Source organism: Halomonas sp. MCCC 1A13316 (assembly GCF_014931605.1).
Classification (GTDB): Bacteria; Pseudomonadota; Gammaproteobacteria; order Pseudomonadales; family Halomonadaceae; genus Halomonas.
Window position 1 is genome coordinate 1,293,314 of the sequence record NZ_CP053382.1, and the last position, 23,679, is coordinate 1,316,992.

The 23,679-nt window shown below is 64.4% G+C and carries 17 protein-coding genes and 1 pseudogene; 10 read left to right on the forward strand and 8 right to left on the reverse strand.

The window, feature by feature from the left end; genetic code table 11:
• Nucleotides 1-13: 13 nt before the first annotated feature.
• A complete protein-coding gene (locus HNO52_RS06075) occupies nt 14-1,162 on the reverse strand; it encodes a fumarylacetoacetate hydrolase family protein (protein WP_197568285.1) in 1,149 nt (382 codons plus the stop codon).
• A 3-nt stretch (nt 1,163-1,165) separates the two neighbouring features.
• A complete protein-coding gene (locus tag HNO52_RS06080) occupies nt 1,166-2,743 on the reverse strand; it encodes an aldehyde dehydrogenase (NADP(+)) (RefSeq protein WP_197568286.1) in 1,578 nt (525 codons plus the stop codon).
• 163 nt (nt 2,744-2,906) lie between these two features.
• Between HNO52_RS06080 and HNO52_RS06085 the strand changes: the two genes are divergently transcribed.
• The gene (locus tag HNO52_RS06085; RefSeq protein WP_197568287.1) at nt 2,907-4,706 is read left to right on the forward strand and encodes an IlvD/Edd family dehydratase; all 1,800 of its coding nucleotides are present in this window, start codon (nt 2,907-2,909) and stop codon (nt 4,704-4,706) included.
• Between the two features lie 35 nt (nt 4,707-4,741).
• Complete coding sequence (locus HNO52_RS06090; protein ID WP_197568288.1) at nt 4,742-5,626, forward strand: SMP-30/gluconolactonase/LRE family protein; 885 nt, start codon at nt 4,742-4,744, stop codon at nt 5,624-5,626.
• On the opposite strand, the gene argE is transcribed toward HNO52_RS06090, so the two are convergent.
• Nucleotides 5,623-6,777, reverse strand: a complete 1,155-nt coding sequence (argE, locus tag HNO52_RS06095; RefSeq protein WP_197568289.1) for an acetylornithine deacetylase — start codon at nt 6,775-6,777, stop codon at nt 5,623-5,625. The two genes, HNO52_RS06090 and argE, sit on opposite strands and share 4 nt — an antisense overlap.
• A gap of 304 nt (nt 6,778-7,081) precedes the next feature.
• Between argE and katG the strand changes: the two genes are divergently transcribed.
• The 5 genes and pseudogenes from katG to HNO52_RS06115 all read left to right on the forward strand — a co-directional run bounded on the left by katG (nt 7,082) and on the right by HNO52_RS06115 (nt 15,427).
• Entirely contained in the window at nt 7,082-9,304 is a 2,223-nt protein-coding gene (gene katG, locus HNO52_RS06100; protein ID WP_197568290.1) for a catalase/peroxidase HPI, read from the forward strand.
• A gap of 275 nt (nt 9,305-9,579) precedes the next feature.
• Nucleotides 9,580-9,864, forward strand: a pseudogene (locus HNO52_RS20995) (hypothetical protein); the annotation flags it as partial.
• Nucleotides 9,865-10,021: 157 nt separating this feature from the next.
• Nucleotides 10,022-13,096 (forward strand): type I restriction-modification system endonuclease, encoded by a 3,075-nt coding sequence (gene hsdR / locus HNO52_RS06105; RefSeq protein WP_232090613.1) that lies wholly within the window; start codon nt 10,022-10,024, stop codon nt 13,094-13,096.
• 198 nt (nt 13,097-13,294) lie between these two features.
• Complete coding sequence (gene fic, locus HNO52_RS06110; protein WP_197568291.1) at nt 13,295-14,404, forward strand: protein adenylyltransferase Fic; 1,110 nt, start codon at nt 13,295-13,297, stop codon at nt 14,402-14,404.
• Between the two features lie 135 nt (nt 14,405-14,539).
• Entirely contained in the window at nt 14,540-15,427 is an 888-nt protein-coding gene (locus HNO52_RS06115; RefSeq protein WP_197568292.1) for a lysozyme inhibitor LprI family protein, read from the forward strand.
• 2 nt (nt 15,428-15,429) lie between these two features.
• Here HNO52_RS06115 and HNO52_RS06120 read toward each other — a convergent pair whose 3' ends face one another.
• Nucleotides 15,430-16,422 carry an IS30 family transposase gene (locus HNO52_RS06120; protein WP_197568257.1) on the reverse strand — a complete coding sequence of 331 codons (993 nt, stop codon included), beginning with the start codon at nt 16,420-16,422 and terminating at the stop codon, nt 15,430-15,432.
• Nucleotides 16,423-16,513: 91 nt separating this feature from the next.
• On the opposite strand from HNO52_RS06120, the gene HNO52_RS21305 reads away from it, so the two are divergent.
• Genes HNO52_RS21305 through HNO52_RS06135 form a run of 3 tightly spaced genes read left to right on the forward strand, consistent with a single transcriptional unit; the run spans nt 16,514 to nt 17,506 of the window.
• Entirely contained in the window at nt 16,514-16,675 is a 162-nt protein-coding gene (locus tag HNO52_RS21305) for a lysozyme inhibitor LprI family protein (RefSeq protein ID WP_197568293.1), read from the forward strand.
• Between the two features lie 11 nt (nt 16,676-16,686).
• A complete protein-coding gene (locus HNO52_RS06130) occupies nt 16,687-17,040 on the forward strand; it encodes a hypothetical protein (RefSeq protein ID WP_197568294.1) in 354 nt (117 codons plus the stop codon).
• Between the two features lie 13 nt (nt 17,041-17,053).
• Nucleotides 17,054-17,506: a hypothetical protein gene (locus tag HNO52_RS06135; protein WP_197568295.1), complete on the forward strand. Its 453-nt coding sequence runs from the start codon at nt 17,054-17,056 to the stop codon at nt 17,504-17,506.
• Between the two features lie 22 nt (nt 17,507-17,528).
• Here the strand turns inward: HNO52_RS06135 and HNO52_RS06140 are convergent, their stop codons facing one another.
• The 4 genes from HNO52_RS06140 to HNO52_RS06155 form a co-directional block, all read right to left on the reverse strand.
• Nucleotides 17,529-18,407 (reverse strand): alpha/beta fold hydrolase, encoded by an 879-nt coding sequence (locus tag HNO52_RS06140; RefSeq protein ID WP_197568296.1) that lies wholly within the window; start codon nt 18,405-18,407, stop codon nt 17,529-17,531.
• Between the two features lie 98 nt (nt 18,408-18,505).
• Complete coding sequence (locus HNO52_RS06145) at nt 18,506-18,874, reverse strand: YciI family protein (RefSeq protein WP_197568297.1); 369 nt, start codon at nt 18,872-18,874, stop codon at nt 18,506-18,508.
• Between the two features lie 87 nt (nt 18,875-18,961).
• Entirely contained in the window at nt 18,962-22,264 is a 3,303-nt protein-coding gene (locus HNO52_RS06150) for an AAA family ATPase (RefSeq protein WP_197568298.1), read from the reverse strand.
• Complete coding sequence (locus HNO52_RS06155) at nt 22,261-23,580, reverse strand: exonuclease SbcCD subunit D (protein WP_197568299.1); 1,320 nt, start codon at nt 23,578-23,580, stop codon at nt 22,261-22,263. The genes HNO52_RS06150 and HNO52_RS06155 overlap by 4 nt, the downstream gene beginning before the upstream one ends.
• Between the last annotated feature and the right edge of the window lie 99 nt (nt 23,581-23,679).

Consider the following 23,679-nt stretch of genomic DNA (forward strand, 5'->3'; position numbering starts at 1 on the left):
CTATTAAAGCGATCTAGTGGCGATGGGCTCGCCACTGGCGTATGCCGAAGGTCCACGGCGGCAGCTTATCGGATCGGTCGACGCGATTGACCAGCGCGCCCAGCGCCGGGGTGGCGATGGTGACGCTGTCGCCGATATGGTGGGTAAAGCCCTGGCCCTCGCCGTCGCGGTCCTGGATCGGCGAGAACATGGTGCCGAGGAACAGCATGAATCCGTCGGGGTACTGGTGGTGCGCGCCGACGGTCTGGCGCACCAGATCCAGCGGGTCGCGGCTGATCTCGCGCATGTCGCTCTCGCCTTCGAGCAGGAAGCCGTCGTCCTCGCCCTCAATGCGCAGCGTGACATGTGCCTGGCGCACGCTGTCCAGCGTGAAGTGCTCGTCGAACAGGCGAATGAACGGTCCGATGGCGCAAGAAGCATTGTTGTCCTTGGCCTTGCCCAGCAGCAGGGCGCTGCGGCCCTCGACGTCGCGCAGGTTGACGTCATTGCCCAGCGTGGCGCCCTTGGGTTCGCCCTGGGCATCCACCGCCAATACGATTTCGGGCTCGGGGTTGTTCCATTTCGATGCCGGATGCAGGCCGACACGGGCACCAAAGCCTACCGAGGAGAAGGGTTGTGCCTTGGTGAACACCTCGGCGTCGGGCCCCAGGCCCACCTCCATGTACTGCGACCAGGCGCCGCGGGCCTGGAGTGCCGCCTTGAGCGCCATGGCCTCGTCGGACCCCGGTGCGATGCGCGACAGGTCCTGGCCGATCACCTCGTTGAGCTCGCTACGCAACAGGCTGGCCTTGGTGGCATCACCGCCGGCCTGCTCCTCGATCACCCGCTCCAGCAGGCTCACGGCGAAGGTCACGCCGCAGGCCTTGATCGCCTGCACGTCGCAGGGCGCGAGCAGGTAGGGCAGTCGCTGCGGTTCGGCCAGGGAGTTCTCCAGTAGGGTCGCGACGGGGCCGAGCGATTCGCCTTCCACGCCTCGGGCGAAGTCGGCGGCATCGTTGCGGTCGAGCAGGTCGGCCATGCAGTCGCACTGGGAGGAGATGTCGGTCACCTCCCCTCGGCGCACCACCACCAGGGCCGGGCCGTCGTCTCGCCATGCACGGCCCACCAGCAGGGCCTGCTCCGCGTCCTGGGGAAGGTAAACGGTCGTCTTGTTGTCGTTCACGTCTCAAGCCTCGCGTTTGCCATCGACCAACCGTGACACACCCCAGGGGTTGCCGTCACGCAGCGGCTCCGGCAGCAGCTCCTGCGGCAGCGCCTGGTAGCACACCGGGCGCAGGAAGCGGAAGATCGCCGCGCTGCCCACCGAAGTGGTGCGCGAGTCGGACGTGGCTGGGTAGGGGCCGCCGTGGACCATGGCGTGGCATACCTCGACCCCGGTGGGCCAGCCGTTGGCCAGTATCCGGCCCGCCTTGCGCTCGAGAATCGGCAGCAGCTGTTTGGCTGCGTCCAGGTCGCCGTCGTCCATCTGCAGGGTGGCGGTGAGCTGGCCTTCGAGCTGGCCGGTCACGCGCTTCACTTCCTCCAGGTCGGTGCATTCGATCACCAGCGAGGTGGAACCGAACACTTCCTCCTGCAGCTCGGTATCCGCGAGGAAATCCTGCGCCGCAGTAACGAACAGCCCCGCCAGGCACGGATGAGCGGATTCGCCGGCCTGGCCGCGGGCGACTTCCCTGACTTTCGAGTTCGACACCAGCCGACCCACACCCTGCTCATATGCCGTATGGATGCCCGGGGTGAGCATGGTCTGGGCGCCACTCTGTTTCACGGCGTCGCCCGCCGCCTCGACGAAGGCGTCGAGCTCGGGGCCCTTCACCGCGATGACCAGGCCCGGGTTGGTGCAGAACTGCCCGGCGCCCATATTGAGCGAGGCGACGAAGCCCTCAGCGATCTGGGCGCCGCGTGCCCTGAGGGCTTCCGGCAGCAGGAACACCGGGTTGATCGAGCTCATCTCGGCGTAGACCGGGATCGGCTGCGGGCGGCTTTGCGCCGTCTTCATCAACGCCGTGCCGCCACCGCGGGAGCCGGTGAAGCCGACGGCCTGGATGCGTGGATCGGCGACCAGCGCCTGGCCGATCTCGCTGCCCGAGCCGAACAGCAGCGAGAAGACGCCTTCGGGCAGGCCGCTCTTGTCGACCGCACGCTGCACGGCGCGGCCGACCAGCTCCGAGGTGCCGGGGTGGGCGGAGTGGCCCTTGACGATCACCGGGCAGCCAGCGGCGAGTGCCGAGGCGGTATCGCCGCCGGCCACGGAGAACGCCAGCGGGAAGTTGCTGGCGCCGAACACCGCCACCGGGCCCAGGCCGATATGGCGCTGGCGCAGGTCGGCGCGCGGCATTGGCTGACGCTCCGGCAGGGCCGGATCGAGGCGCACGTCGAGCCACTCGCCGGCGCGCACCACGGCAGCGAATAGGCGCAGCTGGCCGCAGGTGCGGCCGCGCTCGCCCTCCAGGCGCGCCCGGGGCAGGCCGGTCTCGGCGATGGCGCGCTCGATGAGTTCGTCACCGATGGCCTCGATCTCGCTGGCGACCGTCTCGAGAAACGTTGCGCGCTCTTCGAGCGACGTCTCGCGATAGCTACCGAACGCCGCTTCGGCGAGCTCACAGGCGCGCTCGACCTCGGCCTTGCCACCGCCCGCGTAGGTGGGCTCGAGGGTCTCGCCGGTGGCGGGGTTGACGGCATGGATGGGCTGGGAACTACCGCTGACGGCCTTTTGGCCGATCAGCATCTTGCCTTCGAGTGTCATGTGGGGCTCCTGCGGTTGTTGTCGATGAAGGACTCGGACCGACGGGCGCACTCCAGACGCCCGGCAACATAATGACGCTACCGCTCTATCTCGTGTATCACTATCAGCACCTCAAGGACAACCAGGCCAAGGCAAGACCGCCGACTCGCATGAGGATCGCGACATGACCGACCGCAAGATCACGCCCGACCAGTTGCGTTCGCGCTGGTGGTTCGACAACCCCGACCACCCGGGCACCACGGCGCTCTGCATCGAGCGCTACATGAACTACGGCATCACCCTGGAAGAACTTGCCAGCGGCAAGCCGATCATCGGTATCTGCCAGTCGGGCTCCGACCTGACACCGTGCAACCGCCACCACATCGAGCTGGTCAAGCGGGTCAAGGACGGCATTCGCGCCGCCGGCGGCGTGCCGTTCGAATTCCCGCTGCACCCCATCCACGAGAACGCGCGGCGGCCCACCGCCGCGCTGGATCGCAACCTGGCCTACCTGGGTCTGGTCGAGGTGCTGCACGGTTACCCGCTCGACGGGGTGGTGCTCACCACCGGCTGCGACAAGACCACACCGGCGAGCCTGATGGCTGCCGCCACGGTCAATATTCCCGCCATCGTGCTCTCGGGCGGGCCGATGCTCAACGGCTGGCGCGGCGCTGACCGGGTCGGCTCCGGCACCATCGTCTGGGAGTTGCGCAAGCGCCTGGCGGCGGGCGAGATCGACTACGCCGAGTTCCTCGCCCGGGCCAGCGACTCGGCCCCCTCGGTGGGGCATTGCAACACCATGGGCACCGCCTCGACCATGAATTCGATGGCCGAGGCGCTGGGCATGAGCCTGCCCGGCTCGGCGATGATCCCGGCGCCCTACAAGGAGCGCTCGATGGTCGCCTACGATACCGGCGCGCGCATCGTCGACATGGTGTGGCAGGACCTGCGCCCCTGCGACATCCTGGTCCGAGAGGCGTTCGAGAACGCCATCGTGGTGTGCTCGGCGCTGGGCGGCTCCTCCAACGCGCCGATCCATATCAACGCCATCGCCCGTCACTCCGGCGTCGAGATCAGCAATGACGACTGGCAGACGCTGGGCCACCCCATTCCGCTACTGGCCAACGTGATGCCCGCCGGGGCCTATCTCTCCGAGGAGTTCTACCGCGCCGGCGGTGTGCCGGCGTTGGTCCACGAGCTGCTCGGCGCCGGCAAGCTCCACGGTGGGGCACTCACTGTCAACGGCCGCACGCTCGCCGACAACTGCACCGGATGCGAGACGCAGGATCCCGAAGTCATCCGCCGCTACGACAATCCACTCGTTGAGCAGGCCGGCTTCCTCAACCTCAAGGGCAACCTGTTCGACTCGGCGCTGATGAAGACCAGTGTGATCTCCACCGACTTCCGCGCGCGCTTCCTCTCCAACCCCGACGATCCCGATGCCTTCGAGGGCAAGGTGGTGGTCTTCGACGGCTCGGAGGATTACCACGCGCGTATCGACGACCCTGCGCTCGGCATCGACGAGCGCACCATCCTGGTGATGCGCGGCGCCGGCCCGGTGGGGCATCCGGGCGGCGCAGAGGTGGTCAATATGCAGCCGCCCGAGGCGCTGATTAAGCGCGGCATCGAGTCGCTGCCGTGCCTGGGCGACGGTCGCCAGTCAGGCACCTCGGGCTCGCCGTCGATCCTCAACGCTGCCCCCGAGGCAGCCATCGGGGGCGGCCTGGCGCTGCTCGAGGACGGCGACCGCCTGCGTGTCGACCTGAACCGCGGGGAGGTGCGCCTGCTGATCGAAGATGCCGAGATACAGGCACGCCGTGAACGGTTGGCGCAGCAGGGCGGCTACCGCTACCCCGATCACCAGACGCCGTGGCAGGAGATCCAGCGCACCTTGGTCGACCAGCACGACCAGGGCATGGTCCTCAAGTTGGCGCCCAAGTACCGCGACGTGGCACGCCAGAGTCCGCCGCGCGACAATCATTGAGGTCAATGGAAGCCGTGAAATACGAGGGAGGATACATGCCAGAGGGCAGCATCGAAGTCGCGGTCGAACTCGACATGAGCCTGGGCGAGAGCCCGGTGTGGTCGGTGGAGCGCCAGACGCTCTACTGGGTCGACATCAACAACGGCCATGTCTACGCCTGGCGCCCTCGGGATGGCGGTGCGCCGACACGTATCGAACTGGATGAGAAGGTGGGCTGCGTGGCGCTCACAGATATGGGCCTGGTGGCGGCCGCGGCGTCGGGCATCGTGCGTCTGCCCGAGAGCGGCGAGCCCGAACGGCTGGCGACCAATGCCGAATGGCAGGCAGGGCAGGGCAATCGTTTCAACGACGGCCGCTGCGACGCCGCCGGGCGGTTGTGGGTGGGTACCATCTCCGCCGACGAGGCGAGCCCCACGGCGACGCTCTACTGTTTCGACAAAGGTGAGTTGACGCCGCGGCTGACGGGTATCGGCATCTCAAACGGGCTTGCTTTCAGCCCCGACCGGCGCTGGCTCTACCACACCGACTCGCTGACTCGGCGCATCCTGCGCTACCCCTTCGATGTCGACAGCGGCACGCTGGGGGAGGGAGAGACCTGGGTCGACCTGGAGGCGCTGGGCCTGCCCGGCGTGCCCGACGGCGCGGCGGTGGACAGCGAAGGGTGCTACTGGAGTGCGCTCTACGACGGCGGCCGCGTGGTGCGCTTCTCGCCCAAGGGTGAGCTGGTGGCGGAGCACGAGGTGCCGTGCCCGCACCCCACCATGGTGGCCTTCGGTGGCCCCGACCTGCGCACGCTCTACATTACCACCGCCACCCAGCATCTCGATGCCGAGGGCAAGGCGCGCTGGCCGTTGGCCGGCAGCCTGTTGCAGTTGGAAACTGGCGTCACCGGGCTGGCCGAGCCAGGCTTTAGCGGTTAACGACTAGCCAGCCGTCGGCCCAAGGCCTGCATGAAGCGGGTGCCGGCCGCGAGCTGCTCGATCTCGATGTACTCGTCGGGTTGATGTGCCTGACGGATGCTGCCGGGGCCGCAGATCACGGTGGGTAGCCCCACGCGCTGGAACTGACCGGCCTCGGTGGCGTAGGCCACCGCGCCGCTGGGCTGCTCACCGAGCAGCTCGCGGCATAGATTGAGGACTTCAGCATTATTGTCGTCGGCCAGCGCCGGCACGGTAACGTTCAGTGCTTCGGTGACGATGCTCGTCTCGGGCGCGCGGCGTTGCATCTCGGCCTCGAGCTCGGCGGCGTAATCGCTCACCCGGGCGATCAGATCCTCGAAGCGATCCTTGGGCAGGTGGCGAATCTCCCACTCGAAGGTGCACTCGCGGGCCATGATGTTGATCGCGGTACCGCCGGCGATTTTGCCCACGTGCAGGCTCGAGTGGGCGACGTTGAAGGCCTCGTCGACTCGTCCCTCGGCGCGTAGCTCGGCCATCACGTCCTCGATCCTGGTGACCAGCCGTGCCGCGACGTGGATCGCCGAGACGCCCTGGTCGACCTGGCTGGAGTGGGAGGCGCGGCCGGTCACCGTGGTGCGCAGGTTGGTGGCGCCCTTGTGCGCCACCACCGGCTGCATCATTGTGGGTTCGCCGACGATTACCGCCGCGGGGCGCGGGTGGTCGGCCATCAATCTTTCGATCATGCGTGGTGCGCCGATGCAGCCCACCTCCTCGTCGTAGGAGAGGGCCAGGTAGAGCGGGGCACTGAGTTCCAGGTTCACCCATTTTGGCAACTCAGCCAGGGCGCAGGCGATGAAGCCCTTCATGTCGCAGGTGCCACGTCCGTAAAGCTTGCCGTCGCCCTTGTCGATCAGGGTGAACGGGTCGGTGGACCACGGCTGGCCATCGACCGGCACCACATCGGTGTGGCCCGACAGCACCACGCCGCCTTCCATCTCCGGCCCGATGCGTGCCAGCAGGTTGGCCTTGCTGCCGTCGTCACTCTCCACCCGCCAATGATCTACCCCATGCTCGTCGAGGTAGCCTTCGACAAAGGCGATCAGGTCGAGGTTGGAATCACGCGAAACGGTGGCAAAGCCCACCAGGCGCTCAAGCATTTCGGCGGCGGTCATGACGCACTCCTTTCATCACAATGCCGAAAGCCTACCACGACTGGATTGGCCGAAGGCTATTGCGGGTGGCCGCGGATAGCTGGTCTTAAGCCATTTCCCATGAAATTTGGTAAATCAATAGTTAGTAGCTATTGATGCGGTGCGGAAAAACAAGTCTCTCCTAATAGATCCAACTGATATACCTGATGTCACGCTGATGGCGATCAGGAAACACTTCGTTGCCTGGCTACCTGGCCTTGACGAGCGGGGAGATGTCATCGGCACCACTTTTTCGACAACAAAGCGTCACCAGAGGAAGAGCGTCATGGATCAGAAAGTGGACAGCAGCGCAGGCAAATGTCCCGTCATGCACGGTTCCCGCACCAAGCAGGGCGATACCGGTAACTCCAATCATGATTGGTGGCCCAACCAGTTGAACCTGAGCATTCTTCACCTGCACTCGCCGAAGTCCAACCCGCTGGGCGAGGATTTCAACTACGCCGAGGCGTTCAAGTCGCTCGACCTCGCTGCCGTCAAGAAAGACCTCGAAGCGCTGATGACCGACTCCCAGGAGTGGTGGCCGGCCGATTACGGCCATTACGGCCCGCTGTTCATCCGTATGGCGTGGCACAGTGCCGGCAGCTACCGGGTCGGCGACGGCCGCGGCGGCGCCGGTACCGGTACCCAGCGCTTCGCCCCGCTCAATAGCTGGCCCGACAACGGCAACCTCGACAAGGCGCGCCGGCTGCTGTGGCCGATCAAGCAGAAGTACGGCAACAAGCTCTCCTGGGCCGACCTGTACATTCTGACCGGCAACGTCGCGCTGGAATCGATGGGCTTCAAGACCTTCGGTTTCGCCGGCGGACGTGAAGACGTCTACCAGCCCGAGGAGGACATCTACTGGGGCGCCGAGGATGAGTGGCTGGCCACCAGTGAGCACAGCAAGAGCCGTTACTCGGGTGAACGCGACCTGGAGAACCCGCTGGCGGCGGTGCAGATGGGGCTCATCTACGTCAACCCGGAAGGCCCGGACGGCAACCCCGATCCGCTGGCCTCCGCCCGAGACATTCGCGACACCTTCGCCCGCATGGCGATGAACGACTATGAGACCGTGGCGCTGACCGCCGGGGGCCATACTTTCGGCAAGACACACGGCGCCGGTGATCCGGTCAACGTGGGTCCCGAGCCGGAAGCTGCGTTCATGGAGGAGATGGGCTTCGGCTGGAAAAGTAGTTACAAGAGCGGCAAGGGGCGCGACACCATCACCAGCGGCCTCGAGGGCGCCTGGACCCCGACGCCCACAAAGTGGGACATGAGCTACTTCGACGTGCTGTTCGGCAACGAGTGGGAGCTGACCACCAGCCCGGCCGGCGCCAAGCAGTGGGTGCCCAAGAACCTGTCCGAGAAGGACATGGCGCCGGATGCCGAGGATGCGACCAAGCGGGTCGGCATCATGATGTCCACCGCCGATATGGCCATGCGCGAGGATCCTGAGTACCGCCGCATCTCCGAGCACTTCCACAGCAACCCGGAAGAGTTCGCCGATGCCTTCGCCCGCGCCTGGTTCAAGCTGACCCACCGCGACATGGGACCGAAGGCACGCTACCTCGGCCCGGAAGTGCCCGCAGAAGAGCTGCTCTGGCAGGACCCGGTGCCTGCCGTCGACCATGAGCTGATCGATGCGCAGGACGTCGCCAATCTCAAGAGCAAGATCCTCGGTTCCGGCCTGAGCGTGGCCGAGCTGGTCTACACCGCTTGGTCGTCGGCTTCGACTTTCCGCGGTTCCGATATGCGCGGCGGGGCCAACGGCGCACGCATTCGCCTGGCGCCGCAGAAGGATTGGGAAGCCAACCAGCCGGAGCAGCTGGCCAAGGTACTGAAGACGCTGGAGAGCATTCAGGGTGACTTCAATGCGCTGCAGTCCGGTAAACAGGTCTCGCTGGCCGACCTGATCGTGTTGGGCGGCGTTGCCGCCATCGAAAAAGCAGCCAGGGACGCCGGTCACGCCATCGAGGTGCCGTTTACGCCGGGGCGTACCGACGCCAGCGAGGAGCAAACCGACATCGAATCCTTCGAGTGGCTGCGCCCCGAGGCCGACGGCTTCCGCAACTACCGCCGCGCCCGCTTCACCGTCTCTGACGAGGAGATGCTGGTCGACAAGGCCCAACTGCTGGGGCTCAGTGCGCCGGAGATGACTGTGCTGGTGGGCGGCCTGCGGGTGCTCGAGGCCAACTACGCCAACTCGCGTCACGGCGTGTTCACCGACCGCCCCGGCACCCTGACCAACGACTTCTTCGTCAACCTGGTCGACATGGGCACCCGGTGGCAGCCGGCCACGGCGGACGCCGACGTGTTCGAAGGCCGCGACCGCAAGAGCGGCGAGCTGAAGTGGACCGGCACCCGCGTCGATCTGGTGTTCGGCTCCAACTCGCAGCTGCGCGCGATCAGCGAGATCTACGCCCAGGACGACGCCAAGGAGAAGTTCGTCAACGACTTCGTCGCCGCCTGGAACAAGGTGATGAACGCGGATCGCTTCGACCTGGCGTGATCCAGTCGTGAAGCGAGGAGTGACAGAGGCGCCCCGGCAACGGGGCGCTTTTGCGTCTAGTGGTGCCTGCCGAAGTAAGTCCGGGGGGATGGCGAGTTTGTAGAGGTGGCAACTGCTCAGAATTTCTTACAAGTTCAGAAGAGCCAGGTAACCTCGATCAGGTTATGCTGGGAGCGCTGGCTTACTGGTCCCTAAGCCGATTTGATGGCAGTCTAGGTAAACAGCCAGTAACAAGCTGCCGGTAGAGCAAGCGATGGCAAGAATCGGGGATACGCATGCAGGGACAGAACAACCGCAGCAATGGCGGCAACTTCGGCTTCCTTGCCGGGCACGATTCGGTCTTTCTCGAACTCGCCTCAAGTGCTGAGCGCGCTTTCAGTTACGACCCCAATACCACACTGATCAAGCTGCGTCAGCTCGGCGAAGCCATGGCCCAGGACATTGCCGCGCGTTTGGGTATCGAGCTTGAGGAGCGCTCGAGCCAGCGCGACCTGCTCTACCGCATCGACAGCACGCTGGGTCTCGACCCCACGGTGCGCGAACTCTTCCATACCCTGCGTATCGAGGGTAACAAGGCGACTCACCAGTTTCGTACCCAGCACCGCGAGGCGATCCAGGGGCTCAAGGTCGCTCGTAGCCTGGCGATATGGTTCCACCGTGCTTTCGCGGACCCCGATTTCAAGCCTGGCGCTTTTTACTCCGCCGGCAGATCCCAGCGTGCAATTGCGAGAGCTCCAGGCCGAAATGGAGCGCCTGCAGGGCGAACTGGCAAGTGCTACCGAGCAGGCCGAGGCCCAGCGCAAGTTAGCCGAGCTGGAAGCCCGCGAGAAGCAGGAGTACGCCGAGCTGGCCGAGGCCATGGACGAGGAAGCCCGAGCCCTGGCAGAAGAGTCGCGAGCCCAACAGGCCGATCTTGAGCGCCGTGAGCGTGAATTTCAGCAGCGTCTGGCGGAGCAGGCCCGTGAGGGAGCCGATAGCGAGCCGCCCAAGGCGATGCGCCATCGCATCGGCCAGGCCGACCGGGCGCTCAACGCTCAACTGGGCCTGGATGAGGAACTGACTCGCCTGTTGATCGACCAGCAGCTTCGTGAGTCCGGCTGGGAGGCCGACACTCAGGCGCTTTCTTGGAAGAAGGGAGTGCGTCCTGAAGCGAATCGTTACCTGGCCATAGCTGAGTGGGAATTGCCGAACGGGCAGCGCGCCGATTACGTGCTGTTTCACGGCTTTACTCCTATTGGCGTGGTTGAGGCCAAGCGCCAAAACATCGATGTGGCGGGTAAACTTGGGCAAGCCGAGCGCTATTCGCGTGGCTTCACGGGCGCTTTCGCGCCGAAGGGACAATTCGAACCCGCCTGGGAGCGGGAAGGGCGCACCATTGCATGGCCTGATGAGGGGGATGGCCACTTTTACGTGCCCTTTGTCTTTTCCTGCAATGGCCGACCTTACCTGCCGCAGCTCGCCGAGAAATCCGGCATCTGGTTTCGCGATGTGCGTGAGGCGGGCAACCTGGCACGGGCGCTGCCGCATTTTCACAGCCCGGAAGGCCTGCTTGACCGCCTGAAGCGAAGTCGCGCTCAGGCAGAGCAACGGCTGCGCGAAGAGGGCTTCGGCTACCTGCGCTTGCGTGATTACCAGGAGCGGGCCATTCACGCGGTGGAGAGGGCTTTGCAGGAAGGAGAGCAGCGTGCCCTGTTGGCCATGGCCACCGGGACCGGCAAGACCCGTACCGTCATTGGTCTGATCTACCGTTTCCTGAAGACTGAACGCTTCCGCAGAATCCTGTTCCTGGTCGACCGCAACGCCCTGGGTAAGCAGGCGCTGGATGCCTTCGATGAGGCTCCTCTGGAGCAGAACCACACACTCTCGCAGAACTACAATGTTGCCGAGCTGGGCGACATGGCCGCCGAGGCCGAGACTCGCGTTCAAGTGGCTACCGTGCAAGCCATGTCACGACGCCTCTTTATGGCCGATGAGCCACCACCAGTGGACACCTTCGATTGCATCATCGTCGACGAGGCTCACCGCGGTTATACCCTGGATCAGGAGATGACCGAGGGCGAGCTGACAACCCGCGATGCGGGCCAGTATCTCTCGCGATACCGGCAGGTTCTGGAGCACTTCGATGCCGTGCGCATCGGACTCACCGCGACCCCGGCGAAGCATACCAGCGAGATCTTCGGTCGCCCGGTATTCACCTATTCCTATCGCGAAGCGGTGGCGGACGACTGGCTGATCGACCACGAGCCGCCCATCCGTTACGAGACGCTGCTCAGCCGCCACGGCATCCACTTTGCCAAGGGTGAAGCGGTGAGTGTCGTCGATGCGCGTACCGGCGAGGTGGAAAGTGCCGAGCTCGAGGATGAACTCGATTTCGAGGTCGAGTCCTTCAACCGTCGTGTGATCACCCCGGGTTTCAATGAGGTCATCTGCGCGCAGCTCGCCGAGGAGCTCGATCCCTTCGGCGAAGAGAAGTCACTGATCTTCTGTGCCACCGACCTGCACGCCGACATGGTCAAGCGGCTGCTGGACGAAGCGTTTCACGCCAAGTATGGCGACACCTACAAGCAGGCGGCGGTGGCCAAGATCACCGGTAAGGCCGACAAGGTGGATGAGCTGATTCGCCGCTACAAGAACGACAAGTACCCCAATATTTCCATTACCGTGGACCTGCTCACGACCGGCATAGATGTACCCCCTATTTGCCACCTGGTGTTCCTGCGCCGGGTAAAGTCGCGCATCCTCTACGAGCAGATGATCGGTCGCGCCACGCGCCGCTGCGACGAGATCGGCAAAACCGTGTTCTTCATCTACGACCCGGTGGATATCTACGCCGCGCTGGCTGCCGTCAACACCATGCAGCCGTTGGTAAAGGATCCCGGGATTACGCTGGAGCAGCTTTACGACGAACTCACCGATCCTGAGCAGCTGGAGCGTGCCTTGGATGTGCCCGGTGAGCGGGAAGGGCACAGCCACGCCGATGACCTGCTCGATCAGCTCAGCCAGAAGCTGATGCGTGTGATGCGCAAGGCCGGCAAGCGTGCCGAGAGCCGTGATGACGTGCGCCAACTTCTGGAGCAGCTCGAAGAGAGCTGGGGCGTGGCGCCTCAGAAACTGCATAAGCACCTGCACGAACTCGGCCCCAAGCCCGCTGCCGACTTCCTGCGCCAACATGCCGGACTGCTGGCCCAGGTGGTTGAGGTGAAGCATCTGATAGGCAGCGAGCGCATGCCCTTGGTCTACGAAGGCAAGGACGAGCTGCTCGAGCGTAGCCAGAGCTACGGCGTACACGATAAGCCCGCCGACTATCTGGAGAGCTTCGATGACTTCATCAAGAACCAGTTGAATGAATCGGTGGCACTGAGTGTCGTGGTCAATCGTCCCCGAGACCTCACTCGCGAGACGCTCAAGGAGGTGCGCCTGCTGCTGGACGGCGCCGGCTATAGTGAAGCCGCCCTGGAAAGCGCCTGGCGCAACGCCACCAACCAGGAAATCGCGGCCAGCATCCTCGGTCACATCCGCCGTGCCGCCCTGGGCGAGGCGCTGATTCCCTTTGAGCAGCGGGTACGCGAGGCCATGCAGCGCATCTATGGCCTGCACGGCTGGACCCCCGCCCAGCGCAAATGGCTCGACCGCCTGGCCAAGCAGCTCACCCACGAGGTGGTGCTCGACTGGGCCTTCATCAACCAGCGCTTCGCCGATCACGGTGGCCTGAAGCAGCTCGACGCCGTGCTCGGCAACCACCTCGATGAGGTGCTGGATGCCCTCTACGACTCGCTATGGGAAGCGAGCTGACGTGTCCATGGTGTCAACCAGTCGGCGTGTCATGTTCACGAAACGCCACTTTTTCGACACGTCCTGCGGACATGTCGATGGTATCGACATATATCAAGGATATGTTTAAAAAACTCACTTTTTTCGACACGTTCTCTGGATATGTCGATGCCATCGACATATGCTTGTGATGTGTCGATTTTTCAGGAAAAAATGAACATGAGCTGGCGCCCCGACCAACCCTATAACGGCTTGCCGCCGCTGCCACCTGCCGAGGAGCTCGAGACGCCGGCCGTACTGAAGGCCTGTATTCCGGCTCGGGCGTCGCTTGCGGAGTTGAAGCAGGCGGGCGAGCTGCTGCCCAACCAGGGCCTGCTCATCAACCTGCTGCCCCTGCTGGAAGCCCGCGATAGCTCCGAGATCGAGAACATCGTCACCACCACCGATAGGCTCTTCCAGTTCGCCCAGGAAGACACCCACGCCGATCCTGCCACCAAGGAGGCACTGCGCTACCGAACCGCGCTGAGCCATGGCTACCGTGAGCTGGCCAGGCGGCCTCTGTGCACCAACACGGCGGTGGATATCTGCAGCACCATCAAGGGCGTGGATATGGAGATCCGCCGGGTGCCTGGCACCACCCTGGCCAACCAGGCCTCCGGTGAAGTGATCTATACCCCGCCTATGGGAGAGGAGGCGCTGCGTGACCTGCTGGCGAACTGGGAGCGCTATCTCCACGTGGAGGATGGTGTCGACCCCCTGATCAAGATGGCGGTGGCCCATTACCAGTTCGAGGCGATCCACCCCTTTACCGACGGCAACGGGCGGACGGGTAGGGTGTTGAACATCCTCTACCTGATCGAGCAGCGGCTGCTGTCGCTGCCGATCCTCTACCTCAGTCGCTACATCGTGCTTCACAAGCCCGACTACTATCGCCTGCTGCTGGCCGTGACACGTGAGGGCCAGTGGCAAGAGTGGCTGCTCTACATGCTCAAGGCTGTCGAGTGCACGGCCCGCTGGACCACTGACAAGATCGCGGCAACCCGCAAGCTGATCGAAGATACGACACGCCATATCCAGCAGCAGCTGCCCAAGGTCTATAGTCATGAGCTGGTACAGGTGATCTTCGAACAGCCCTACTGCCGTATCAACAATCTGGTGGAGCGGGACATCGCCAAGCGGCAGACCGCCTCGGGCTATCTGCAGCAGCTGTGCGAGATCGACGTGCTCAAGGAGATTCGCGCCGGGCGCGAAAAGCTGTTCGTGCATCCCAAGCTGGTTCGCCTGATGACCGAAGACAGCAATGAGGTAGTGCCTTACCCGGCGTCATGAGGCCGCTGATTCAAATAGTGACGCGGCTTATTTTACTTTTAGCCTCAAATTCAAATAAGGCCGCCTTTTCCGGCCTTGAACGGAACACGACATGACCCAGAACGACATCGTCCAGAAACTGTGGACCTCTGCGACGTGCTGCGCGACGACGGCATCAATTACTCGGACTACGTTACCGAGCACGCTCTCAAGATCGGAGATGTGGTGCTTGGGCGAAGAGGTCAAATGGGGCGGTCTGCTGTGATACAAAGCAGTCAGCCTCTATTGTGCGGCACGGGTTCTCTATTTCTCAGGCCTGATTTGTCACGGATTTCCTCTGATTTTTTATCTCTCTTTTTGCGTTCTCCTAGGACAGTCTATGCCTTAGAGGCTGGGTCAGCAGGTTCTACCATGGTCAACCTCAATCAAAAAGTATTGAAGGGAGTTGCATATCCTGATGTGGGGCTTGATGAGCAAGAGCAAATCGTCCGCCGTGTCGATCAACTCTTCGCCTTCGCCGACCAGGTCGAGCAACAGGTCAAGAATGCCCAGGCTCGCGTCGACAAGCTGACCCAGTCCATCCTCGCCAAGGCCTTCCGCGGCGAGCTCACCGTTGAGTGGCGCGCGGCCAACCCCGAATTGATCAGCGGCGAGAACTCCGCCGAGGCGCTACTGGAGCGGATCAAGGCCGAGAAGGCCAGGCAGAAGCCGACGGGAAGAGGAAGCAAGAAAAGAATGACGGGAAACGACAGGGTAACTGCCATGTCCAGAAAACGACCTGTCGAAGTGAGGGGGAGGGAAACCATGCTGAAATGTCTTTTCGTAGCGGCCTTGTGCCTGGGCAGTATCTCGATGGCCCAGGCAGACGAGCTCTATACCGGGCGCTACGCCAGTTGCATGGATGAATCCGGTGGCGTCACGGCCAATATGATGGATTGCATTGGCGAGGAGTTGAGGACTCAGGATGCCCGCTTGAACGGCGCTTACCAAGGATTGCGCGATGAACTCCCCGAAGAGCGCCGCCAGCAGCTGCTCGAAGCCTGAATTCAAGCAATAAGCGCAGCACCTGCGGTATTCAGGGCTCCTGAGTATTCTCCCAGGAACACCTGTGCCGGTGTACGATAGCCGAGACGCTTTCGGGGGCGGTCATTCAGCTTCTTGATCACCTTCCTGAGCTCGGCATCAGTGACCTGTCGGAAGTCCGTTCCCTTGGGGAAGTACTGCCGTATCAGCCCATTGGTATTCTCGTTGCTCCCTCGCTGGCCGGAGCAGTAGGGGTCACAAAAGTAGGTCGCGGCGGTCACCGCCTCGGCCACGGCTTGGTGACCAGCGAACTCCGAGCCATTGTCCAGGGTGATGGTCTGCACCGCTCCTCGGCGAGGTTTCAGCAAGCGGATCATGGCCGCTTGTGTCAGCTCCGCCGATATCCTGGGCAGCCGTGCTGCCAGCAGGTAGCCGCTGCGGCGCTCTACCAGCGTGACCAGTCCCGATTGCTTGTGCCCATGGATCACGGTATCCCCTTCCCAGTGGCCGATGAAATGCCGGTCATTGGCCTCAGCCGGGCGGTACTCGATGCCTACCCGGTTGGGAATCTTGCCCAGCCCTGCGCTCTTGGCCTGGGCTCGGTGCTTGCTGCGCCGTTTGGGCTGACGGAGATACCGCCAGAGATCGCCACCCTGCGCCTTGTCATCCCAGATCACGGAGTAGATCCACTGATGACTGACGCCTACGCCTGCCAAGGGCGCCATGAAGCCGCTGATCTGCTGTGGGCTCCACTCCTCACGCAGCCGGCCGACAACGGCGGCAATCATGCTCGGCAAGCGCTTCGTCCACTTCCAGGCTGTACGGCGCCGGTGATCACTCAGGGCCTGGGCCTGCTCGGGATCGTAGCCACCGGAGGTGGTGTTGCGGCGCAGCTCACGACTGATCGTGCTGCTGTGGAGGCCCAGCTCCCTGCCGATCTGCCGCTGGCTCATACCCAAGTCATAGCGGGCGTGGATCTGGTATCGTTGGGTCTGGGTCAGCTGTCGGTATCCCATGCTCTGCTTCACTTTGGTCGGTAAAGCAGGGAGGGTACCGGCGCTGGCCCTCCTGCCTCCACCGTAGTGTCCAAAGTGCTGCGGTTATTCTATGAATCCAGGAGCTCAGCGCTTTTGGATTCAGTATCGGGATGCCAACTGTCAGTTCTACGCCACTGCGGGGGGCACTTTGGCAATGGTGGCTGCGAATGACTGCGTGCTGCGGCAGACCGCAGAGCGAGCACAAGAACTAGAAAATCTACGGGGATGGTGACGGGGATTCCAATGCTGAATCGATCAGCGCTATTACTGCGCTACAAAGCACCTGCCGTGCAGTGGATCAACGGCGCCGATCCCGCGCCGGGCAGCACGCCAATCACCGCAGCAGAGGTCAATCGCGATCGCACCGTCTACCTGGTCAGCGATGAGGTAGCCGAATCACCCGAGGAGGTCAGGCGCTGGGTCAAGGCCAACTGGCGCAACCTGTTCGAGTCGGAACTGGAGGAGTGGTACACCGATCCGGCGCTGTGGCCGAAGCTGACCCTGAAGCGCTTCGATGAGTGGTTCGAGGTCGAGTGCCACAGCATGATGATCGATACGCTGGGTACGCCCATTATCGATGATGAGGCATCAGATTGATCAACGAGGTCCCATGAAGCCCTTTTCCATACTGATGATTCGCCTGCTGGGCCTTTATCTCTTCCTGAAGACATTGTTCTCGGTGCTGCCGGCGCTGTTCATGCCGAATGTCGGTGAGTTCTGGACCGGAGAGCTGCTGCCGGTGCTTCTGGCCACTGTAGGTGTGCCAATGGTGGGCGGGGTGCTGCTATGGTGCTTCGCGGGTAGGCTGGCGGACAGATTGCATGGCGATTCGGATTCGACCGTCGCTGCTACGGATGAGGGTCTGGTGAGTGCCGGCATCTTCCTGATCGGCGTCTATCTGGTGGTACGCCACATCGGCATGCTGGTGGGAGCTTACTCTACCACTGGCGCCGTGGCCTACGATGCCCTGGTCATCGTAGTGGCGGGTCTTTGCATGATACTGGGCGGAGGCGCAATCGTGGCGCTCTACCACAGGGTCAAGACCCTCGGCGTGGATTGGTAGCGAAGGTTTGGCATCCCGGCTGTTATGGCGGCGTGCCAATTACCCGGTCCAGCTCCCGGTTGAATTCTGCAGGTTTGGCCATGTGCAGGAAGTGGTCGCTGCCTTCAATGATCACGGCCTCGAATTCGGGCAGCAGCTGCCGGTTGGCTTCGATGTCGGTCGGCCACAGGTCGGCATTGATGGCGACCACCGGTACCGTCAGCTCCTCGAAGTGCTGCGCTGCCTCGCCCTCGGCATGCCGGGTAAACATGTCTTGCATGGCACTGGTAGCCACCTGAGGCGGTGCTGCCGCCATGTCCTGCACGATCCAGTCGCGCAAAGTGGGATCGGTCTCCTCGAGGATCATCGAGGCGACGAAGTGGCGGGTGGCCGGGACGAAATCCTGCTGGATCGGCTCCAGCATTTCGTCGATCTGGGCCTCGGTGATTTCCTCTGCGACGTTGTGGAAGGTATCGACACCCACGATCCCGATGACGCGTTCCGGCATGAGTCGTGCCGCTTCCACGGCGACCGGTCCGCCCATGGAGTGCCCGATCAGAAGGGCCTGATCCACATCCAGCTCCTCCAGCACCGCTTTGACGTCCTCGCCGAAGGCCGGCATGGTGAAGTCTTCACGCTCCAGGCCGGAATGGCCGTGGCCGGCGAGATCGATCGTCACCACTCGATGTTGCTGCGAAAAGTACGGCACCTGCCCGCGCCAGTAACGCCCATCGCAGCTCCAGCCGTGGATGAACACGAGCGTGGGGTCGCCGCTACCCTGCACTTCATAGGCAATCGAAACTCCGTCTGCCGACTCGGTCATTCGCGGCCAGTTCACCTCGGCTGCCAGCGCCTGGTCCGCCAGTGCCAACAGCAGTGTCAGGCCCAGGTAACGCATACCATGCAACGCCAACTCCTTCATGCTGCCTCCCTCAATCTTTCCATGACTCATGCAGCATAGCCGAGGCAGGCCGCCTATCGACGTCTCTTCGAGCGGCTAGACACTTACCAACCTCCCGCTCAGTAACGGCTTTCGGGTCTCAATTTCTCCTCGACGGGTCTCACCTCGATGGTGCCAAGTCGCGCTGACGGCCAGCCGGCAGCAATCTCCAGGGCTTCCTCTTGTGACGCGACCTCGATCAGGAAGAAACCGCCTAGCTGCTCCTTGGTCTCGGCAAAGGGCCCATCGGTCATGGTGAGTCCGTCATCACGAATTCTCAGAGTGTGAGCCTTGGTGGCGCTCTGCAAGGCGTTGGTCTGGACCAGCTTGCCTCGTCTTTGCAGGTCGGCCACATAATCCAGGGTTTCCTGTAGTAGCTCATGCCACTGGTCTTCCGTCATTTCGCTGAATATTCGCTCTTCCTCATAGGCGAGACAGAGGTACTTCATGGGAGCCCCTCACGTTTGGCATGCTGTCCTGTAGAAGATGGCGCACGGAATGGGCCGGCGCAATGGACCGTGAAGGGCGACGAGACGTCAAAGGCTGACCAACCTTGCCCGGCTGGTGCCGTTGCCCAGCGGCTCGACTTGGATCTGTACCGGAATTCGCTCGTGCATCTCCTGTACATGGGAGATCACGCCGACGCGGCGGCCGAGTGCCTGCAGGCCGTCCAGCGCCTCCATGGCCAGCGCCAGCGACTGCGGGTCGAGGCTGCCGAAGCCTTCGTCGATGAACAGCGATTCGATGGTGAGTTCGCCCGAGGCCATGGAGGCGAGCCCCAGGGCCAGGGCGAGCGAGACGAGGAAGGTCTCGCCACCGGAGAGCGAGTGCACCGAGCGGCGCTCGTCGCCCATGTCGTGGTCAACCACCAGCAGACCGAGTTCACTGCCGCCGCGGGCCAGCCGATAGCGGCGGCTGAGGCCGGTGAGATGCGCGTTGGCGTGCTCCAGCAACTGCTCCAGGTTATAGGCTTGGGCGATGCGTCGAAAAACCTTGCCGTCGGCGGAGCCGATCAGCTCGCTGATGCGCCCCCAGCGCACGTGCTCGGTGCGGGCCGCTTCCAGTTCGGCCTGGCCTTCCTGCTGGCGCGTGCGCCTGCGATCGTCGTCGCGCAGGGCGTGAACGGCCTCGTCGCGCGCCTGCTGGGCTTCCTCCAGCTGTGGCGCCAGGACTTGCCGTTCGGCGACGAGCGCCTCCCTGCGATTGACGATTTCCGCTTCGACGTCTTCGCCCAGTAAGGCATCGTCGCTGTCGTCATGGGCCAGCGCCTGGCCGCGGCGGTGCTCGACCAGGGTGTGGCGCCGCTCGGCGAGGCTCGCCTCGGTGCGCTGTCGAACCTCGTCGGCATTTGCCAGTTCGCGTTCCTCACGTTCGGCTTCTGCCTCGGGCTGGGCCAGTAGCCGGGCCAGCGTGGCGTCGTCCAACTGTGGATTGGCCTGGCGCCACTCGGTCAGTACCCTCTCCAGCGTGGCGCCCTCCTGAATGAGCTGCTCGATGAGCTCGGCTTCGTGACTCGCCTGCTGGGTAAGCCGCGCCTGTTCGCCCTCGGCACCATGGCAGCGCTCGATGGCCTGGTCGCGCTGCTGGCGTGCCGACTCCTGACGCCCCTCCAACGCCTGCTGCCAAGCCTCTGCTGAGGGATGTTCGCCGAGCAGTGCCTGGAGAGTAGCGGCCAGTTCGCTATGCTGCTGGCGCTTGGAAGGTAAACGTTCGCTTTGTTTGCCCAACTCCTCTTCGAGCGCGGCCCGCCTGGCCTCGAGCTGGGCGAGCCCGAGCTCGCCCCGGTGCAAGGCTTCCTCGAGCGGGGCCAGTTCGGCCTCGGCGCGAGCCAGTGCCTTAAGCGTGCATTCACTCCGCTCGCGTTCGGCGTCGCTCTCGCGGCGCTGGTACGCCAGCCAGGCGGCACGCTCGTTGGCATCGATGGCGCTGAGCTCGGCGTGCAGCGGATGTTCGGCCAGGCCTTGTTGCACCTGGGTCAGGCGAGTGTCGGCCTGCTGCAGCTCCTGGCGGCAGCGGTCCATCGCTGCCATGACGGCACGGTACTCACCCTCGAGCTCGTCACGTTCGCGCTGGGCCTGTTCCCATGCCTGCCGGGCCTCGGCCAGCTGTTGCTGCTCCTCTGCCTGCTGGGCGGCCAGCTGCGCCGCTTCGGGCGTGACGGGCGGCTGGTGGCGGAAGGGGTGCTCAAGCCCGCCGCAGACCGGGCAGGGTTCGCCTTGCTGGAGTGTCTCACGCAGGCGTATCACGCTCTCGCTGCGGGCGGCGCGGCTGCGTTCGATGAAGTCGTGCAGGCTGCGGTGGTGGCGCTCCCGCTCGTCGAGCCGCTCCCGGGCGGCCTTGCCCTGAGCGGTCAATTCGGCCTGGCGTTTTTCATCCAGAGCCAGGCGTTCGCCAAGCTGGTGCTGGGTCTGCTCGGCGCGCCGGGCTTCCTGCCACCGGTTTTCCAGCTCACCCAGTGCCAGGCTGCGACGTGCGGCCATATCGTGGACCTGCTGGGTCGCCTGGCGTGCGGCGTCGAGCCGCTCGTGGCCTCCCATCAACTGACGCAGCGTGGCCTGCCATTCGTCACGCTTCCGCTTGTGCTCGAGCTGCCGGGCTTCGGCTTGCCGGCGCTGCTCGGCCATTCGCTCGGCCTGTTGTCGGCAGTCGCGATGCTGCGTCTCGAGCTCGGCCAGCTGCTGGCCCAGGGTGGCGAGCGCCTGGGTGTGTTCGCGTGCCTGGCGCAGGTCGGGCTCGGCCTGCTGACGGGCCTGGTTGGCTGCGTTCAACTGCTGCGCGGCTTGGTCCCGCACCTGCTCGGCGGCCTGCTGGTCGGCTCTGGCCTGCTCGAGGGCTTTGAGTGTTTGCCGGTGGGCGTCCTCCAGCGCGGCGATTTCACCGGGCAGTGCGGCCTGACGTACTAGGCGATGGCGCTGAGGGGCCAGCAGACGTCGGCATTCGCGGTCGGCTCGTGCATCGGCTAACGCGTGCCAGTGCGCTTCGGCTTCTTGCTGCTGCTGCATGCCCTCCAGGTAGGCCTGGCGCAGCCGGTCGTCGCCGGCGTGCCACTGCTGGCGTGCCTCCAGGCTCCGGTTTTGCTGTTGCAGTCCGGCCAGCGTCTGCTCGGCATGGTTGGCGGCTTGTTCCAGCTCGGCGCGGGCCTCGGGCGCGGCCGGCAGGTCGTCGGCGAGCCGGGCCTGGAGCGCCTCGGCGCGCTTTTTCGCCTCGCTGGCGCGGCGGTAGGCGGCCATGGAGATTCGCGAGTACTCGGCAGTGCCGGTCAGACGCTCGAGCAGGTCGCTGCGCTCGTTGTCGTCGGCCTTGAGGAAGGCGGCGAACTCGCTCTGGGCCAGCAGTACGGCGCGGGTGAACTGGTCGAAGGTAAGGCCCAGGCGATCCGGCAGCAGGCGGTCGAACTCGCGCTTCTGGGCGGTGAGCAGGCGCTCGTCGTAGAGGTCGGTGAGCGACTGCTCCACGGCCTGCAAGCGACCGCCGGCTTTCTCGCGGGCGCGGCGAACGGCCCAGCGGGCACGATAGCACCGCCCGTCGCGACCGAGGAAGTCGACCTCGGCATAACCGCTGGCGGTGCCCCGGCGCAGCAGGGTGCGCGGGTCGGCGGTGCTCACCGTTTCGCCCTCCACGTCGGGCAGCGGAGCGTCGCGGCCAGGGGCCTGGCGCAGCCGTGGCGTGTTGCCGTAGAGCGCCAGGCACAGGGCGTCGAGCAGCGTGCTCTTGCCGGCGCCGGTAGGTCCGGTGATGGCGAACAGGCCGGCATCGCTGAGCGGCGGTACCGTGAAGTCGAGTTCCAGCGGGCCGGGCAAGGAGGCGAGGTTGGCCAGGCGCAGGGCAAGGATTTTCATCGACGCATCTCCCCAGCGGCTTCATCGCCGTCAGCGTCGAGCACGTCCTGCAGCAGCCGGTCGAAGTCGACCATCACCTCGGCATCGGGGACTTCGCCCCAACGGGTTTCCCAGGTGCGCTCGAAGAGCTTTCTCGGGCCCAATTGTTCCAGGTCGACTCGCTCCGGTGCTTCTTCACCCTCGAGCTGGGGCAGGCGGCGCTCCAGACGCAGCAGGCGCAATGCCTTTCCCTCCAGTGCAGCTTCCACCTGGGCGCGCAGGTCGGGTACCGGGGCGGTGAGCGAGACGCGGACCTCGAGCCAGGGCCAGCGCTCTTTTGATAGTTCCCGCCCCCGAACTTGGGCCAAGCCGGGGTCGTCTTCCAACGCCTCGAGCTCGGCGAGTACCTGGTCCAGCGGGGCAGGACCGATGCGATGCATGGCCACCGGGCGCGGCACGGGAATCGCTTCCGTGGCGGTGAGGGTTTCGCCTTTCAGCATGGCTTCGACGATCTGGTGAGGGTAGGCCACTTCGCTGAAATCCAGTGGCAGGGGGCTGCCGCTGTAGCGAATGCGCGCCTCGCCGACCTGCTGGGCGCGGTGCAGGTGACCAAGCGCCACATAGGCGATATCGGAGGGAAACAGACTGGCGGAGATCGACTCCTCGCCGCCGATCACGATGGGACGTTCGCTGGCCTCGGAAACGGCGGCGCCGTGCAGGTGGGCGTGGCTCATGGCCACCAGCGCCTGGCCGGGTTGGCGCCGTTGGCGGGCGGCCTCGATCAACTGCTCGTGGACACGGGAGATACCGGCGACATAGTCATTGCGTGGCGTGTTGCTGAGCGGCTCGTCTTCGCTGTCGTCGGCACGGACCAGCCCGTGGCCGGTGACCTCGGCAGGCCGCAGGAAGGGCAGCGCCAGGCACCAGGCGCGAGTTTCGCCGGAAGCGTCGCTGAGCGGCACCAGCAGGCGCTCGGCGTCGAGTGTGCCATCGTCGAGCCAACTCACCCGGCCCAGGGCGTGGGCGCGCAGGCGGCGCATCAGCGGGGCCGGTAGCTCGATGCGGTTGCCGCTGTCGTGATTGCCGGCGATCAGCACGATGTCCAGCAACGGCATGCGCTCGTGGGCGGTGACGATGAAGTCGTAGAGCAGTTCCTGCGCGCGCAGCGAGGGATTGACCACGTCGAAGACATCGCCAGCGACAAGCAAGGCGTCGGCCTCGCGGGTGACGAGCGTGTCGAGCAGCCAGTCGAGGAAGGCGCGATGCTCGGCATGACGCTCCTGACCGTGGAAGGTCTGGCCCAGGTGCCAGTCGGCGGTGTGGATCAGCTTGAGCACGGTATCCCTCGTCGTCGGTTCTGCGCCGATGATACACGAACGTGCCCCGGCTCCGTCGCTATCGGTCGACCTGGCGGCTGGCCTTGGGAAGTGAACTGC

What these genes read in the sequence shown, in the direction of transcription:
- HNO52_RS06080 (WP_197568286.1), bottom strand. Translation starts at nt 2,743, where the DNA reads ATGACACTCGAAGGCAAGATGCTGATCGGCCAAAAGGCCGTCAGCGGT.
- HNO52_RS06085 (WP_197568287.1), top strand. Translation starts at nt 2,907, where the DNA reads ATGACCGACCGCAAGATCACGCCCGACCAGTTGCGTTCGCGCTGGTGG.
- HNO52_RS06090 (WP_197568288.1), top strand. Translation starts at nt 4,742, where the DNA reads ATGCCAGAGGGCAGCATCGAAGTCGCGGTCGAACTCGACATGAGCCTG.
- argE (WP_197568289.1), bottom strand. Translation starts at nt 6,777, where the DNA reads ATGACCGCCGCCGAAATGCTTGAGCGCCTGGTGGGCTTTGCCACCGTT.
- katG (WP_197568290.1), top strand. Translation starts at nt 7,082, where the DNA reads ATGGATCAGAAAGTGGACAGCAGCGCAGGCAAATGTCCCGTCATGCAC.
- fic (WP_197568291.1), top strand. Translation starts at nt 13,295, where the DNA reads ATGAGCTGGCGCCCCGACCAACCCTATAACGGCTTGCCGCCGCTGCCA.
- HNO52_RS06120 (WP_197568257.1), bottom strand. Translation starts at nt 16,422, where the DNA reads ATGGGATACCGACAGCTGACCCAGACCCAACGATACCAGATCCACGCC.
- HNO52_RS21305 (WP_197568293.1), top strand. Translation starts at nt 16,514, where the DNA reads ATGAATCCAGGAGCTCAGCGCTTTTGGATTCAGTATCGGGATGCCAAC.
- HNO52_RS06130 (WP_197568294.1), top strand. Translation starts at nt 16,687, where the DNA reads ATGCTGAATCGATCAGCGCTATTACTGCGCTACAAAGCACCTGCCGTG.
- HNO52_RS06135 (WP_197568295.1), top strand. Translation starts at nt 17,054, where the DNA reads ATGAAGCCCTTTTCCATACTGATGATTCGCCTGCTGGGCCTTTATCTC.
- HNO52_RS06140 (WP_197568296.1), bottom strand. Translation starts at nt 18,407, where the DNA reads ATGAAGGAGTTGGCGTTGCATGGTATGCGTTACCTGGGCCTGACACTG.
- HNO52_RS06145 (WP_197568297.1), bottom strand. Translation starts at nt 18,874, where the DNA reads ATGAAGTACCTCTGTCTCGCCTATGAGGAAGAGCGAATATTCAGCGAA.
- HNO52_RS06150 (WP_197568298.1), bottom strand. Translation starts at nt 22,264, where the DNA reads ATGAAAATCCTTGCCCTGCGCCTGGCCAACCTCGCCTCCTTGCCCGGC.